The 16,351-nt window shown below is 72.9% G+C and carries 7 protein-coding genes; all 7 read right to left on the bottom strand.

Going from position 1 to position 16,351, the window contains the following annotated elements; all coding sequences use genetic code 11:
- Positions 1 to 61: 61 nt before the first annotated feature.
- Entirely contained in the window at positions 62 to 739 is a 678-nt protein-coding gene (locus tag ACLHRZ_RS03510) for a PAS domain-containing protein (RefSeq protein ID WP_490416720.1), read from the bottom strand.
- A gap of 286 nt (positions 740 to 1,025) precedes the next feature.
- Positions 1,026 to 1,247 carry a ferredoxin gene (locus ACLHRZ_RS03505; protein WP_490416719.1) on the bottom strand — a complete coding sequence of 74 codons (222 nt, stop codon included), beginning with the start codon at positions 1,245 to 1,247 and terminating at the stop codon, positions 1,026 to 1,028.
- Positions 1,248 to 1,255: 8 nt separating this feature from the next.
- Positions 1,256 to 2,467 (bottom strand): cytochrome P450, encoded by a 1,212-nt coding sequence (locus ACLHRZ_RS03500; RefSeq protein WP_490416718.1) that lies wholly within the window; start codon positions 2,465 to 2,467, stop codon positions 1,256 to 1,258.
- 100 nt (positions 2,468 to 2,567) lie between these two features.
- Positions 2,568 to 3,674: a tyrosine-protein phosphatase gene (locus ACLHRZ_RS03495; RefSeq protein WP_490416717.1), complete on the bottom strand. Its 1,107-nt coding sequence runs from the start codon at positions 3,672 to 3,674 to the stop codon at positions 2,568 to 2,570.
- A 142-nt stretch (positions 3,675 to 3,816) separates the two neighbouring features.
- On the bottom strand, positions 3,817 to 5,016 hold the full coding sequence (locus ACLHRZ_RS03490) for a cytochrome P450 (protein WP_490416716.1): 1,200 nt from the start codon (positions 5,014 to 5,016) through the stop codon (positions 3,817 to 3,819).
- Positions 5,017 to 5,062: 46 nt separating this feature from the next.
- Complete coding sequence (ccrA, locus tag ACLHRZ_RS03485; RefSeq protein ID WP_490416715.1) at positions 5,063 to 6,322, bottom strand: crotonyl-CoA carboxylase/reductase; 1,260 nt, start codon at positions 6,320 to 6,322, stop codon at positions 5,063 to 5,065.
- The gene (locus ACLHRZ_RS03480) at positions 6,319 to 16,347 is read right to left on the bottom strand and encodes a type I polyketide synthase (RefSeq protein ID WP_490416714.1); all 10,029 of its coding nucleotides are present in this window, start codon (positions 16,345 to 16,347) and stop codon (positions 6,319 to 6,321) included. The genes ccrA and ACLHRZ_RS03480 overlap by 4 nt, the downstream gene beginning before the upstream one ends.
- Positions 16,348 to 16,351 lie beyond the last annotated feature (4 nt).

Below are 16,351 nucleotides of genomic sequence, written 5' to 3'. Positions count from 1 at the left end.
CCGATCACTCACAAAGGTAAGCCTTACCTTAGTGGACCGTTGTGCGGGGGTTTGCACGGGCTCACTTCACGAAGTCCTCCACGACCTCGGGCGGCCAGGTGCCGACCTTGAGCACGCCCATGGAGTAGGCGCGGGAGACCAGCGCGGCGCGGTTGGGCACCTTCAGCTTCCGCAGCAGGCAGGTCACGTGGTACTCCACGCCCTGCCGGCTCAGGTAGAGGCGCGAGGCCAGCGGGACGGTGGAGACGCCGGCGGCGATGCCCTCCAGGATGCGGGCATCCATCTCGGAAAGGATCTTCTTGCGGTTGGTGACCACGCGCGTCTCCTCCGCATCGCGGGCCGTGGGCATCATGACCAGGATGGCCGTCGTGCCGGGCACGCCGCCGCGCACCGCGACCGCGGTGAGGGGGACCGTGAAGGCCGACTCCTCGCCGGGGCCGACCGCGATGACGGGGCTGACGAACCGCTGGTGCTTGCCTTCCAGCAGGTGGGAGAACTGCCGCATCAGCGGCTGCCGGACACTCGGGTGCACCACTTCACGGAAACTCCGGCCGCACAATTCCTCGGACGAGCCGTTGAACTGCCGGAAGAATTCCTGGTTCGCCTGCTGAATGGTCAGGGCGGAATCGAGGCTCGCCATGCACAGGCCTGTCTGGCCGGAAGAGTTGTCGTGAGCCGCGGAGCGCGCCGGATCAAGGGCAATGAGCGCTGCATTCGACAAGAGGGAGTTCCCCTTCATGAATTTGCTGTGGAGGGTGAAACTGTTTGGAAGGCTAGTTAACTACCGCTCGGGCGGTCAACGACCGCCCCATCAGGGGCACTTAAGACTGCGGCTCCGCATCAAAGGTTCGGTATACGGCAGGTAGCCGCCCCGACGGGGTTCGGTACGGTCGAAGTCACGCCAGAACACGGCGGTTTTGCGCCACCCGCGGAGTGTTCCTCCACTCTCCGTGCCCGCCCGGATACGCAGAGGCCCGCGACCGCTCGTCGCGGTCGCGGGCCTCGTCGTGCGCAGCCGGCCCGGCTCAGTCGCCGGAGATCGTCACGGCCTGTACCGGACAGGCCATCGCGACGTCGCGCACGTGCGGTTCGCCCGACATGTCCTCATGTCCCGGGAGCAGTTCGACCAGTCCGTCGTCGTCCTGGGTGAAGACCTCGGGCGCGGCCAGCACGCACTGCCCGGCGCCGATGCACCGGTCGCGGTCGACGGTGATGCGCGGGGCGCCGCCCTCTTCCGTTGTCTCCATCGCGCGCCTCACCAGGTGACCGGGAGCGCGATCGGGCCCTGGGCGTCGTGGCCCGCCTTGATCGGCACCTCGTCGAGGGGAACCGCCAGCTTGAGGCCGGGGATGCGGGAGAAGAGCGTACCGATGGCGACTTCGAGCTCGGCGCGCGCGAGGTTCTGGCCGAGGCACTGGTGGATGCCGTGGCCGAAACCGACGTGGTGCCGCGCACTGCGCCGGATGTCGAAGGAGTACGGGTCCTCGTACGCCTCGGCGTCGTGGTTCATCAGCGTGATGGAGACCAGTACGGCGTCCCCCTCCTTGATGGTCCGGCCCGCGACCTCGATGTCCTCCTTGGCCATCCGGACCATGAAGTCCGAGACCGAGGTGAACCGCAGCAGCTCCTCGACCACTTGGGAGATCATGCCCGGGTCGCGCTGGAGCATCTCGAGCTGCTCGGGGTGCTGGAGGAGCGTGAGGGACCCCAGGGCGATCGCGTTGACCGTGGTCTCGTGCCCCGCCACCAGCAGGACCAGGGTCATCATGGTCAGCTCGTTGAGGTCCAGCGCGCCTTCGGCGAGCTGGCTGGCGATCAGCTCGTCCAGCAGCCCGTCCCCGGGCTCGGCCTGCTTCCGCTGGATCAGGCCGTGGAGGTAGGCGTAGAGCTGGCCGAAGGCCGCGTCGGCCTCCGCCGAGGTCTTGGCGCCCACGAAGTCGCGGGAACGCTCCTCGAAGAAGTCGTGGTCGTCGTACGGGACATCGAGCAGTGCACAGATGGCCAGCGACGGCACGGGCAGCGCGAAGGCGGACACCAGGTCCGCGCCCGGCCCCTTCTCCAGCATGGTGTCCAGCAGCCGGTCGACGTCGCGCTGGATCATGGCGCGCACGGCGGCCATGCGCTTGACGCCGAAGCTCGGGATCAGCATGCGGCGCTGCCGTGCGTGCTCGGGGTCGTCGACGCCGATCAGCGGGAACGCGAGCCCGCCGCGGTCCTCCGTGCGCTGGACGACGACGGGGAAGACCGGGTGTCCCCAGTCGGACGACAGCCGGGGATCGGCGAGCAGGGCGCGCCCCTCCGCGTGCCCCTGCACCAGCCACGCCGGGCGGCCGTCGAACAGGCTCACCTTGGCCAGCGGGCCGTGCTCCCGCAGCTCCGTGTAGTCCTTCGGCGGCTGGAACGGACAGGTCCTGCTCTGGGGGAAGTCGAGGGCCGGCGACCCGGTGCGGAGGTCGGTCTCGGTCATGTCGTGCCTTTCACGCGATCGATGAATTCGACAATGGGTGATACATCAATTGCCCGAAAAAATAAGGGCGTTCCGGATGCTCCGTACGGCTCCCGCGGATTCAGTCCGTCAGCAGGGCCTTGCGCAGTCCGGCCAGCGCCTGGTCGTCGAGCCCCAGGCCCTCGTGCAGATAGTTCTCGAATGTGCCGTACCGGCGGCCGACCTCGTCGAAAGAGGCGTCCAGGTATCCGGCACGCGCCTCGAGCACCGGCTTCAGGATGGCCGCGTCATGGGGTGTCGCCTGACCGAGGATCTCCTGCACCTCCTGCGCCCGGTATTCGTTGGTCGCCAGGTAGTCGCGCATGACCGTGCCGCGGTCGACGCCGAGCGCGGTCAGCAGGGCGGCACTCGCCCAGCCCGTGCGGTCCTTGCCCGCCGTGCAGTGGTAGGCCAGCGCGTACGCGGCCGGGTTCGCGGCGTCGCGGAAGAGGGCGCCGTAGGCCTTGCGCGCCGAATCCCTGGAGACGTAGGCGCGGTTGCCCTCGGTCATCAGCTCGGCCGCCTGCTCGGGGGTGGCGGGCAGGTCCACGTCCTCGCCGGTGACGTCGGCGACCACGTAGCGGGTGTCCTGCGGGATGCGGTCCGGCGCCTTCGCCCGCTCCCCCGGGGCGCGCAGGTCGTAGTCGGTGCGGATGCCGAGGCGCTGGAGCCTGGCGACGTCGGTGTCGGTCAGCTTCGACAGCGCGCCGGTGCGGTACAGCACGCCCATCCGCACCCACTGCCCGCCGGAGGTCCGGTAGCCGCCCGCGTCACGGAAGTTGGGTGCGCCCGCCAGGTGGAGCGAGCGGTCCGCGAGCGTCAGCGGGTCGCCCTGGTCGGGGACGAGGCGGAACCACTGGCGGTCGGCCGCCGGCAGGCCGCGCACCGTCACGCTCGCCTCCGCACCCCCGCGGGCCACCTCCCGCCCGTCGGCGTACACGGTCACCGACCGCACGCCCGGCGCACGCCAGTTCACGGAGTACGAGCCGTCGTCGTGCTGCGTGACGACGGCCTCGGTGAACGGGATGGCGTGCCGGGCCGCCTGCGGCTGCGCGGCCGGGGCGACGGCCGTCACCGCCGCGGCGGGCTGCGGCGGTGAGGCGAGCGCCGCGGGCGCGGTTAACGCCAGCGTCGTGACGGCGGCTGCCAGGACCGTGCCGGTCCGGCGCGCAGCTTGCGGAGTCTCCATGCTCAGATGCTATGTACCCGTCAGTAGGGCATCCCCTAGTATTCCCGGCCGATTATTCCCGGTCCCCGGCGCCGGAAAGCGCTGAGCAGCGCCCGCAGTTCACGGGCGCTGCTCACCGGGGGAACTCAGGGTGCCGCGCGGGTCACCAGGTGACGGGCAGCTCGTGCACGCCGTAGAAGACCATGTCGGTGCGGAAGCGGAGCTCCTCCACGGGCTTGGCCAGGCGCAGGGTCGGGAAGCGGCGGAACAGCGTCTCGAAGACGATCTGCAGCTCGATCCGGGCCAGTTGCTGGCCGATGCACTGGTGCGGGCCGAAACCGAACGCCAGGTGCGGGGCGGGGCGACGGGTGATGTCGAAGCGCTCCGGGTCCTCGACGAAGTCGGGGTCGAAGTCGGCGGCCAGGACGTGGGCGACGACCTGCTCGCCCTTGCCGATGCGCACGCCGCCGATCTCCGCGTCCTCGGCGGCGACGCGCTCGCCGCCGAACTGGCCGATGGTGAGGTAACGCAGCAGCTCCTCGACCGCGTTGCCGATCAGCGACGGGTCCTCGCGGAGCAGGGCCAGCTGGTCGGGGCGGTCCAGCAGCAGCGCCGCACCGAGGCCGATCATGCACGCGGTGGTGTCGTGCGCCGCGATCAGCAGGGTGCCGGCGGCGTTCATCAGGAACATGTCGTCGATGACGCCCTCGGGGTCATCGGTGGTGATCAGCGCCGAGATCAGGTCGTCGCCCGGGTTGGCCCGGCGCTCCTGGACCAACTGGTAGAGCAGGCCGCCCAGTCGCATGCCCGCGGCCTCGGTGGCGGCGACGTCCTGGTCGACGCGCATCATCGCCTCGGCGATCTCCTGGAACTCCTCCCGACGCTCGACCGGAACGCCGAACAGGTCGGAGATCACCATGGACGGCACCGGGTTGGCGAAGGTCTTCACCAGGTCGACCGTGCCGCCCTGGGCCTCGATGGCGTCGAGGTGCTCGTCGACGATGCGCTGGATGTTCGGCCGCAGCGCCTGCATGCGCCGGACGGTGAACTCCTTGGCGAGCATCCGGCGGTCGGTGGAGTGCTCCGGCTCGTCCTGCCACAACAGGCTGCCGCGGCCCGGCTTCTGGGTCACGACACCGTCCTGGGTGTGCAGCGCGTGCGGCACCTGGACGCTGAACGACGGGTCGCGCAGCAGGGCGCGCACCTGCTCGTAGCCGGTCACCAGCCAGGCCTCCTGGCCGCTGGTGAAGGTGGCCCGGGTCACCGGGGCGGTCTCACGGATCCCGGCGATGCCGTCCGGCGGGAGGAACGGGCAGCTGCGGGCCTTGGGGACGGCGGGTGCCCCGGTGGTGGCGTCGGTCATGACTCTCCTTGCACGTACTGGTGAGAGGGGTGGTCGTCGGGAACCGTCAGGCGGCGGTGGGGAGTTCGAGCGTCGTCTGGTTGCGGCCGGTCGCGTTCACGAGGACGGCCATGTTCCCGGAGGGGTGCACGTTGTCGTGCATCATCTGGTGCATGCGCCCGATGTCCTCGAAGCCTTCGCAGGCGGCCAGGCAGGGGTCGATCAGGCCGGCCTCCACCAGGCGGATGACCTCGCGGCACTCGCGGAGGTTGGCGTAGTGCGAGCCCTGCAGGCGCTTGGAGCGCATCCACAGGTGCCGCAGGTCGATGTCGCCGTTGTAGCCGGAGGTGCCGCCGCAGATCACCACCATGCCGCCGTTGTCGCACAGGTACATCGACGTCGGCAGGGTGTCCTGGCCGCTGTGCTCCAGCACCACCTTCGGGGACTTGCGCTCGCCGAGGATCTCCCAGATCTTCTTGCCGACCCCGCGGGCGCCGCGCAGGAAGCGGGCGGAGCCCTCGGCGTCGTCGACGTCGGGCAGCCGGCCCCAGTGGTCGAACTCGCGGCGGTTGATGGTGCCCTGGGCCCCGAGGCCGCGGCAGTACTCGGCACGGGCCTCGTCGGAGACCATGGCGATCGGGATGCCGCCGACCATCTTGACGAGCTGGATGGCCATCGAGCCGAGGCCGCCCGCGCCGCCCCAGATCAGCACCGGGTCGCCGGGGCCGACCCGGTTGCCCTGCCAGCCGAACAGCTGCCGGTAGGCGGTGGGCCCGGTGAGCAGGAAGGCCGCCGACTCCTCCCACGACAGGCCCGCGGGCTTGGGGTGGCACTGGTACTCGTCGACCAGGCAGAACTGCGCGAACGAGCCGTAGTTGGTCTCGTAGCCCCAGGCCCGGGTGCTGTTCGCGATCAGCGGGTCCGTGCCCAGCCGGATGTCCTCGGCGCTCTCGTCCCACTGGCCGCTGGTGAGCAGCACCTGGTCGCCGACCGAGACGTTGCGGACGCCCTCGCCGACGGCCCACACCACGCCGGAGCCCTCCGAGCCGCCGATGTGGAAGTCCTCCGGCTGCCCCTGGCGCTGCCGCATGCCGATGACGTCGACCGGCGTACCCAGCGAGGACCACACGTTGTTGTAGTTGATGCCGGCGGCCATCACGTAGACCAGCACCTGGCCCCGGCCCACCCGGGGGGTGTCGACGACCTCGGTACGGAACGCCTGCTTGGGCTCGCCGAAACGGTCCTGCCGGATCACCGAGGCGTACATCTGCTGCGGTACCTCGCCGAGCGGCGGGGTCTCACCGATCTCGTAGAGCGCCTTCGTCATGCTGTTCTCCCAGCTTCGCTGTCTTCTGCAAGGGGGTTGATGGACTCGACGGTGCCTGCGAGCCAGGAGCGGACCGCCGCCGCGGTGGTGCCGGCGTGGTCCTCCATCATCGAGTAGTGGTTTCCGGGCACTTCGACGATCGTGTCCACGTGCTCGGGCGGCGCCGCGCGTCCGTCACCGTCCGCGGTGTCGGTCGGCAGGGGCTCGCCCGCGCGCACCAGCAGGGTCGGCGCGGCGATCGACGGCGCCTCCCAGTCGTCGAACAGGCGCATGTAGCAGCCCATCGCGGTGAGTTGCTCGCCACCGGACTTCATGTAGTCCAGCCGCTCCGACTGCGCCTGGGCCATCGCGTTGAGCACCTGGGGGTCGAAGGGGATGGCCCGGCTGAAGCTGTCGACCATCACCACGGCCGCCGGCTTCACGCCCATGGCCTCCAGGTGCGCCGCCACCCCGTGGGCGATCCAGCCGCCCGAGGAGTAGCCGAGCAGGACCGGCGGCCGGCCGCCCGCGCACTCCAGCACGGTCTGCGCGTGCAGCCGCAGCACGGCGTCCACGTCGGACGGGACCGGTTCGCCCGCTTCGTAGCCGGGGTTGGTCAGCGCCCACATGTCCAGCTGGTCGCGGAAGGGTGCCGCGAACCGCGCGTACTGGTGCGCCCCGGCCGGTACGACGTACGGCGAGAAGCACATCACCGGCGTTGCCGCGTCGCCCTGCGCGAACCGCACCGGGACGGGCCGTTCGGCCAGGTCCTCGGGCCGTTCGAAGGCGGGCCGGAACCGGGACGCCTGCATGAGCATCCCCATGGCCTCGCCGGCCGTCCCGGTCTCGCTCGCGTGCCGGTACAGCTGCACCAGCATGTCGGCGGGCCGTTCCTCGGCGGCGCCGCGCCCGGAACCCGAGAGCAGACTCTGCAGGTGCCTGGCGAGCTTGGCCGGCGAGGGGTGGTCGAAGGCCAGCCCGGCGGGCAGCTTCAGACCGGTCGCGGCCGCCAGGCGCCGGCGCAGGTCGATCGCGGTGAGCGAGTCGAAGCCCAGCTCCAGGAACCGTGCGGTGGGCGGCACGTCCTCGGCGGAGGTGTGGCCGAGGACCACGGCGCTCTGTGAGCGGATGTGCTCCAGGAGCCGTTCCTCCTGCTCGGCCGCGGAGAGCCCGGCCAGCTCGGCCGCCAGGGCCGCCTCGCCCTCGGGCTCCTCGGCGGCCTGCTCGGCCGCCAGCAGCCGCTGCACGTCCGGCAGGTCGGCCAGCAGCGCGCTCGCCCGGCCCACGGTGAAGGCGGGCAGGAACCGTTCCCAGTCGATCGGCGCCACGGTCAGGGCCGCCTCGTCGTGCTCGACGGCCTGGTGCAGGGCGGAGACGGCCAGTTCGGGGGCCATGAAGCCCAGGCCCCGCTTCTCGCCGCGCTCCTGGACCGCGTCGTCGACCATGCCGCCGCCGGCCCAGCCGCCCCAGGCCACCGAGGTCGCGGTCAGCCCGCGGGCCCGGCGGCTCAGGGCCAGGGCGTCGAGGAAGGCGTTGGCGGAGGCGTAGCAGGCCTGTCCGCCGCTGCCCCAGACCCCGGCGCCGGAGGCGAAGAGGACGAAGGCGTCCAGCTCCCGGTCGCCCAGCAGTTCGTCCAGGTGGACGGCGCCCGCGACCTTGGAGGCCGCCGCTTCGGCGAACTCCTCGAGACCGGCGTCGCTCAGCAGGGACGAGCGTGCCGTGCCGGCGGCGTGCAGCACCGCGGTGAGCGGGTGCCGGGAGTCGATGCCGGCGAGCAGCCGGGCGACCGCGTCACGGTCGGCCATGTCGCAGGCGGCGACGGTGACTTCGGCGCCCAGCGCGGTCAGCTCCGCGCTCAGCTCCTCCATGCCGGGGGCGTCGGGCCCGCGCCGGCTCGTCAGCACCAGGTGCTGCGCGCCCGCGCCGGCCAGCCAGCGGGCCAGGTGCCGGCCCACGCCGCCGGTGCCGCCGGTGATCAGGACGGTGCCGTGCGGCTGCCACGGCCGGGCGGGCTGTCCCTCGGCCGGCCGGGCGCGGACCATGCGACGGCCGAACACGCCGTCCGTGCGCACGGCCAGCTGGTCCTCGCCGTCCTGGGCCAGTGCCCCGGCCAGACGGCGCAGGGCGTGCTCGTCCAGCACCTCGGGCAGGTCGATCAGACCGCCCCAGCGCCGGGGCTGCTCCAGTGCGGCCACGATGCCCATGCCCCACAGCTGTGCCTGGTCGGCATCGCGCAGCGGGTCGGCCGCCCCGGTGGAGACGGCGCCCCGGGTCGCGCACCACAGCGGTGCCTGGACGTCCAGGTCGCCGAGCGCCTGCAGCAGGGTCACCGTCGCGGCGAGGCCGGCGGAGAGCGTGGCGTGCTGCGGGTGCGGGCCGGGCGCCAAGCCGAGCATGGAGAGGACTCCGGCCGGCTGTTCGCCGCCGAGTTCCGCGGCCAGCCGGTCCGCGGTCTCCTTCCGGTCGCAGTCGACGGGGAGTTCGACCACGCGGACCTTGGCCCCGTGGGCGCTCAGCACGCCGACGACGCAGGGTGCCCACTCCTCGTCCGCCAGTCCGGCGGGGAGGACGGCGAGCCACAGGCCGTCCAGTTCCGGAGCGCCCGGCTCCTCGGCGAGCTGCCGGAAGGAGACCCGGTATCGCCAGCCGTCCACCATGGACCTGTCGCGGTTGCGCCGCCGCCACGAGGAGAGCACCGGCAGCGCCGGGCCGATCAGGGCGGCGTCGTCCGTGCCGAGTTCCCCGGCGAGTTCGGGAAGGTCCGCGCGCTCGACCAGTTCCCAGAACCGGGCCTCGACCGGATCGGCACCCGCGGGCGCCGTGTCGGCGTCCTCCAGCCAGTACCGCTGCCGCTGGAAGGCGTACGTCGGCAGCTCCGCGCGGCGCACGGGGTGCCCGGCGAAGGGCACCGACCAGTCCATGTGCACGCCGTTGACGTGCAGTTCGGACACCGAGCGCAGGAAGCGGTCCATGCCGCCGTGGTCCCGGCGCAGCGAGCCCCCGGCCACGGCGTCCGCGCCGGCGTCCTCCGCGATCTCCTGCACGGCGCCGACCAGCAGCGGGTGCGGGCTGCACTCGACGAACACCCCGTGCCCGTCCTCCAGCAGCGCCCGGACGGTCCGCTCGAACTCCACGGTCCGGCGGGCGTTGCGGTACCAGTACTCGGCGTCCAGGGACGCGGTGTCCACAGGGGTGCCGGTGACGGTGGAGTAGAAGGGGATCTCCGCGGCGCGCGGCGCGACCGGGGCCAGCAGCTCCAGCAGTTCCTCGCGCAGGTTCTCGACCTGGGCGGAGTGCCCGGCACCGGTGGCACCGCGGACCTTGCGCACGCGCACGCCCTCGGCCTCGAGCTCCGCCAGCAGTTCGTCGACCGCGTCCGGTTCGCCGGAGACGGTCAGCGTGGCGGGGCCGTTGACGGCGGCGACCGAGAGCCGGTCCCCGTACGTCTCCAGCCGCGCGCGCACCGCGTCGGCGGGCATCGCGACCGCCAGCATCGCGCCCTTGCCCACCAGCTTGAGCAGCACCTGGCTGCGCAGCGCCACGATCCGGGCCGCGTCCTCCAGCGTGAGCGCCCCCGCGACGTACGCGGCGGCGACCTCGCCCTGCGAGTGGCCGATCACGGCGGCGGGCGTCACTCCGTAGGAGCGCCACAGCGCGGCCAGCGACACCATCACGGTGAACAGGGCGGGCTGGGCGACCTCCAGGTCGCCGAGGCCCGGCGCGCCCGGTTCGGCGCGCAGGACGTCGAGCAGCGGCCAGTCGAGGTAGGGGGCGAAGGCCGTTGCGCAGGCCTGCGCCTGCTCCGCGAAGACCGGGGAGGTCTCCAGCAGTTCCCGGGCCATCTCCGTCCACTGCGAGCCGTGGCCGGGGAAGACGAAGGCGACCTTGCCCGAGGCTCCGGCGGAGCCCTGGACCACGCTGTCCGACGGTTCGCCGTCGGCGAGGGCCGCGAGTCCGGCCCGCAGCTCCTCCCGGTCGCGGCCGACGACCACGGCCCGGTGCTCCAGCCGGGCCCGCGTGGTCACCAGTGCGCGGCCCACGTCGGGCAGGGCGAGACCGGCGGTGCGGTCGACGTGGCCGAGCAGCCGGCGTGCCTGCTCGCGCAGGGCCCGCGCGGACTTCGCGGACAGCGCCCACGGGACGACGCCCACGGCACCGGGGGCGGCGTCGGCCGGCTCCGGGACCTGCTCGGCGGGGGCCTGCTCGATGATGGTGTGCACGTTGGTGCCGCTCATGCCGAACGAGGAGACGGCGGCACGGCGGGGCCTGCCCTGGTCGGGCCAGGCGATCTGCTCGGTCAGCAGGCGGACGTTCCCGGCGGACCAGTCGACGTCCGGGGTCGGCTCGTCGATGTGCAGGGTCTGCGGCAGGACGCCGTTGCGGATGGCCATCACCATCTTGATGACGCCGCCGACGCCCGCGGCCGCCTGCGAGTGGCCGATGTTGGACTTGAACGAGCCGAGCCACAGGGGCTGTTCGCGGTCCTTGCCGTAGGTGGCCAGCAGGGCCTGCGCCTCGATCGGGTCGCCGAGCCGGGTGCCGGTGCCGTGGGCCTCCACGGCGTCCACGGCGTCCGGGGCGAGCCGGGCGTTGGCCAGTGCCTGCCGGATGACCTGCTGCTGGGCCTTGCCGCTGGGCGCGGTCAGGCCGTTGGAGGCGCCGTCCTGGTTGACCGCGCTGCCGCGGACCACGGCCAGGATCTCGTGCCCGTTGCGGCGCGCGTCGGAGAGCCGCTCGACCAGGACCAGGCCCACGCCCTCGGCGAACCCGGTGCCGTCGGCCGACGCGGAGAACGCCTTGCAGCGGCCGTCGACGGACAGGGCGCGCTGCCGGCTCGACATCGTGAACGCCGACGGGCTGGACATCACCATCACGCCGCCGGCCAGCGCCATCGAGCACTCGCCGTTGCGCAGCGCCTGAACGGCCAGGTGCAGGGCGGTCAGTGAGGACGAGCACGCGGTGTCGACCGTGACCGAGGGCCCCTGCAGGCCGAAGGTGTAGGAGAGGCGGCCGGCGATCACGCTGGCCGAGTTGCCGGTGGAGAGGTAGCCCTCGGCGCCGTCGGGGACCTTGATGGGGCGGGCGGCGTAGTCCTGGTAGCCGGAGCCGATGAAGACGCCGGTTCCGGTGGAGCGCACCGTGTCGGGGGCGATGCCGGCCCGTTCGAAGGTCTCCCACGTGGTCTCCAGCAGCAGCCGCTGCTGGGGGTCCATGGCCACGGCCTCGCGCGGGCTGATCCCGAAGACGGCGGGGTCGAACCCGTCCGCGTCGTGCAGGAATCCGCCCTGGGTGGTGTAGGTGGTGCCGGGGTGGTCGGGGTCCGGGTGGTGGAGCGCCTCGATGTCCCAGCCGCGGTTGGCGGGGAACTGCGTGATCCCGTCGCGGCCCGAGACGACCATCTCCCACAGGTCCTCGGGCGAGCGGACGCCGCCGGGGTAGCGGCAGGCCATCCCGACGATGGCGATCGGCTCGTCCAGCACCGCGGCCGCGGCCTCGGCCGTGCTCTCCGGGCTGTCGCCGCCGGTGAGTTCGGCCCGCAGGTGGGCGGCGAGGTCGGCCGCCGTGGGGTGGTCGAAGACCAGGGTCGTGGGCAGGGCCAGGCCGGTGGCCTCGTTGAGCTTGTTGCGCAGTTCGACCGCCGTCAGGGAGTCGAAGCCCAGGTCCCGGAAGGGCCGGTCGGCCTCGACGGCGCCGGCGCCGCGGTGCCCGAGCACGGTGGCCGCGTGGGTGCGGACGAGGTCCACGAGGAGGCGTTCCTGCTCCTCCCGCGCCAGCCCGGCCAGGCTCCCGGCGAGCGCCCCGGAGCCGTGCTGCTCCGCGGGGGCGTTCTCGGCCAGCGCCTCGCGCACCTCGGGGAGGTCGCCGAGCAGCGGGCTCGGGCGGCCGAGGGTGAACGGCACGACGAAGCGCGGCCATTCGACGTCGGCCACGGTCAGCTGCGGCTCGTCGCGGTCGAGTACGCGGTGCAGGGCGGTGATCGCCGACTCGGGGGCCATCACGTGCAGCCCGCGGCGGCGCAGCCGCTCCTCGTCGTCGCCGTCCTGGACCATGCCGCCGTCGGCCCACGGTCCCCAGGAGACGGCGGTCGCGGTGAGGCCGCGGGCGCGGCGCTGCCGGGCGAGGCCGTCGAGGAAGGCGTTGCCGGCCGCGTAGGCGGCCTGGCCGCCGCTGCCCCAGACGCCGGAGATCGAGGAGAAGAGCACGAAGGCGTCCAGCTCCTGATCACCCAGCAGCTCGTCCAGGTGTGCGGCGCCGCCGGCCTTGGCGGCGAGTGCGGCGGCGAACTCGGCCGGGGTGGTCTCGGTCACCATGCCGGCGTCGGCGACTCCGGCCGTGTGCACCACGGCGGTGAAGGTGTGCCCGGCCAGCAGGGCGGCCACGGCGTCGCGGTCGGCCACGTCGCAGGCGGCGACGGTGACGCGGGCGCCCAACGCTTCCAGTTCCGCCGCCAGTTCGGCGGCTCCGGGCGCTTCCGCGCCGCGCCGGCTCGTGAGCACCAGGTGCTCGGCACCGTTGCGCGCCAGCCAGCGGGCGACGTGCCCGCCGAGGGCGCCGGTGCCGCCGGTGACCAGGACGGTGCCCCGCGGCTGCCAGCGGCGGGAGGCCGGGCGGGCCGGGGCGTGCGCGATCCGCCGGGCGAAGACGCCGGAGGCGCGGACGGCGAGCTGGTCCTCTTCCCACCGGCCCGTACGGGCCTGCCCCAGCACCTCGACGAGGCGGGCCGCGGCCCGGTCGTCGACGGCCTCGGGCAGGTCGATCAACCCGCCCCAGCGCCGCGGGAGTTCCAGGGCGGCGGTCCGGCCCAGGCCCCAGACCTGGGTGTGCCGGGCGTTGCGCACCGCGTCGGAACCGTCCACCGCCACCGCGCCCGAGGTGAGGCACCACAGCGGGGCCTCGACGCCCGCGTCGCCCAGGGCCTGGACGAGCAGCAGCGTGGACAGCACGGGGCTGTCGGTGAACAGCAGGGACAGCACGCCGTCGACCGGCCCGAGTCCGGCCAGCTCCCGGGCCAGCCCGTCGCGGTCGCTCGCGGGGCCGACGACCAGGGTCTTCAGGTCGGCACCGCGGGCGGCGAGCGCGGTACGGACCGCGGCGGCCTGCTCGTTCTCCTCCTCCGGCACGGCCAGCAGCCACGTGCCGCCGATGCCCGCCGACGTGAGACCGCTCAGCCGCTTCCACGTCTCCCGGTAGCGCCAGCCGTCCGCGGCGGACTGCTCCTTGCGCTGCCGCCGCCACGACGACAGGCGCGGCAGCACGTCGCTGAACGCGTCCTCGGCGCGGATGTCCAGGGTTCCGGCGAGGGCCTCCAGGTCCTCGCGCTCCACGGTCTCCCAGAACTCCGCCTCGACCGGGTCCACCGCAGCGGCGGCGGACTCCGTCGCGTCCACCCAGTACCGCTCGTGCTGGAACGCGTACGTCGGCAGAGCGGTCTTCCGGGCGCCGGAGAACAACGCGCTCCAGTCCACCGGGACACCGTGGGTGTGCAGCTGCGCGAGGGCCGTGACGATCGCCTGCTGCTCCGGACGGTCCGTGCGCAGGACGGGGACCGTCAGGGCCGCGTCCACGCAGCTCTGTGCCATGCCGCTGAGGACGCCGCCGGGGCCGATCTCCACGAACTTGGTCACGCCGAGGCCGTGCAGGGTCTGCACGCCGTCGGCGAAACGGACCGCCTCGCGGACGTGCCGCACCCAGTACTCGGCGGTGTACGCCTCCGCCAGCGCGCCGGTGAGGTTGGACACCACCGGGATCTGCGGCTCGTTGAACGTCAGGCCGCGCACGACGGCGGCGAACTCGTCCAGCATCGGGTCCATCAGCGGCGAGTGGAACGCGTGACTCACCTTCAGCCGCGACGTCTTACGACCCTGCTCGGCGAAGACCGCCGCAATGGCCGTCACCGCGTCCTCGGCGCCCGAAAGCACCACCGACTGCGGGCCGTTGAGCGCCGCGATACCGGCCTCGTCCGTCAGGTGCGGCAGCACCTCGTCCTCGGTCGCCTGCACAGCCACCATCGCACCGCCCGCAGGCAGCGCCTGCATGAGCCGGGCGCGGGCGGACACCAGCTTCGCCGCGTCCTCCAGCGACAGCACCCCGGCCACATGGGCCGCAGCGATCTCGCCGACGGAGTGACCGGCCACGTAGTCCGGCCGGATGCCCCAGGATTCGAGCAGCCGGAACAGGGCCACCTCGACGGCGAAGAGGGCCGGCTGGGCGGCGCCCGTGCGGTGCAGCTCCTCCGAGTCCACGTCGACATCGGCGTCCAGCTGCGCACAGACCGCGTCGTACGCCGCCGCGAACACCGGGTACGCCGCGTACAGCTCGCGGCCCATGCCCAGGCGCTGCGAGCCCTGGCCCGAGAAGAGGAAGCCGGTCTTGCCGCCGGCCGGACGCCCCGGCACCACGCCGGACGACGGGGTCCCGGACGCCAAGTCACCCAGGGCGCCCAGCAGTTCCTCGCGGGTCTCCCCCACCACCACGGCCCGGTGGCGCAGCGCCGCCCGGGTCGTGGCCAGCGAGAAGCCGACGTCCAGCAGCGACGTCTCGTCGTCCACGAAGGACAGCAGACCGGCCGCCTGTGCCCGCAGCGCCGCATCGCTCTTGGCCGAGAGCACCCACGCCAACGGACCGGCCGCGGAAGCCGTTTCCGGCTCCTCCTCCGGCGACGGGGCCTGCTCGATGATCGTGTGCGCGTTGGTGCCGCTGACACCGAAGGACGAGACGGCGGCCCGGCGCGGGTGGTCCGACTCCGGCCATTCCACGGCCTCGGTCAGCAGCTGCACCGCACCCGCCGACCAGTCGACGTGCGGGGTCGGCTCGTCCACGTGCAGCGTGCGCGGCAGCACGCCGTGGTGCATCGCCATGACCATCTTGATGATGCCGCCGACACCGGCAGCGGCCTGGGTGTGACCGATGTTGGACTTCAGCGAGCCCAGCCACAACGGCTGTCCCTCGGGCCGCTCCTGGCCGTAGGTGGCGAGCAGCGCCTGCGCCTCGATCGGGTCACCGAGGGTGGTGCCCGTGCCGTGCCCCTCCACCACGTCGACCTGGGCGGGCGACAGGTGGGCCGACGCCAGCGCCTGGCGGATGACCCGCTGCTGCGCCGGACCGTTCGGCGCGGTCAGGCCGTTGGACGCACCGTCCTGGTTGACCGCGCTGCCGCGGACGATCGCGAGCACCTGGTGACCGTTGCGGCGGGCGTCGGAGAGCCGCTCCACCAGGAGCATACCGACGCCCTCGGCCCAGCCCGTACCGTCCGCGCCGGCCGCGAAGGCCTTGCAGCGGCCGTCGGGCGCCAGCCCGCGCTGGCGGCTGAACTCCACGAACGGGGTGGGCGTCGTCATCACCTGCACGCCGCCGGCCAGTGCCATCGAGCACTCGCCGCTGCGCAGCGCCTGGACCGCCCAGTGCAGGGCCACCAGGGACGACGAGCACGCCGTGTCCACGGTGACCGCCGGGCCTTCGAGACCGAAGGTGTAGGCGATGCGGCCGGACATCACGCTGGCCGAGTTGCCCGTCCCGACGTGGCCGTCGGACTCGCCGCCCACCCCGAGCAGAAGGTTGACGTAGTCCTGGTAGCCGGACCCGACGAAGACCCCGGTCCTGCTCCCCCGCACCGACTCCGCGTCGATGCCGGCCCGTTCGAAGGTCTCCCACGTGGTCTCCAGCAGCAGCCGCTGCTGGGGATCCATCGCGACGGCCTCGCGCGGGCTGATCCCGAAGAACCCGGGGTCGAACTCCCCGGCCTCGTACAGGAATCCGCCGTGCCGTGCGTAGGTCTTGCCCTGCACCTCCGGGTCCGGGTCGTAGATGTCCTCCACGTCCCAGCCCCGGTCCGCCGGGAACTCCCCGACGGCGTCGCCGCCGGAGGCCACCAGCCGCCACAGGTCCTCGGGCGAGCGGACGCCGCCCGGGTACCGGCAGGCCATCCCCACGATGGCGATGGGTTCCTGGTTCTTCTCCTCGGCCTCGCGCAGGCGCTCGCGGGCCTCGCGGAGGTCTCCGGTGACCCGCTTGAGATACTCAAGGAGCCTGTCTTCGTTGCTGCTCATCCGC

This window comes from Streptomyces sp. AM25, assembly GCF_058146165.1.
Note: the sequence above shows the minus strand (reverse complement) of the source record. Positions and strands in the feature narration are given on the sequence as shown.

Coding starts and splice junctions, on each gene's coding strand:
- ACLHRZ_RS03510 (WP_490416720.1), bottom strand. CDS start 739: ATGAAGGGGAACTCCCTCTTGTCGAATGCAGCGCTCATTGCCCTTGAT.
- ACLHRZ_RS03505 (WP_490416719.1), bottom strand. CDS start 1,247: ATGGAGACAACGGAAGAGGGCGGCGCCCCGCGCATCACCGTCGACCGC.
- ACLHRZ_RS03500 (WP_490416718.1), bottom strand. CDS start 2,467: ATGACCGAGACCGACCTCCGCACCGGGTCGCCGGCCCTCGACTTCCCC.
- ACLHRZ_RS03495 (WP_490416717.1), bottom strand. CDS start 3,674: ATGGAGACTCCGCAAGCTGCGCGCCGGACCGGCACGGTCCTGGCAGCC.
- ACLHRZ_RS03490 (WP_490416716.1), bottom strand. CDS start 5,016: ATGACCGACGCCACCACCGGGGCACCCGCCGTCCCCAAGGCCCGCAGC.
- ccrA (WP_490416715.1), bottom strand. CDS start 6,322: ATGACGAAGGCGCTCTACGAGATCGGTGAGACCCCGCCGCTCGGCGAG.
- ACLHRZ_RS03480 (WP_490416714.1), bottom strand. CDS start 16,347: ATGAGCAGCAACGAAGACAGGCTCCTTGAGTATCTCAAGCGGGTCACC.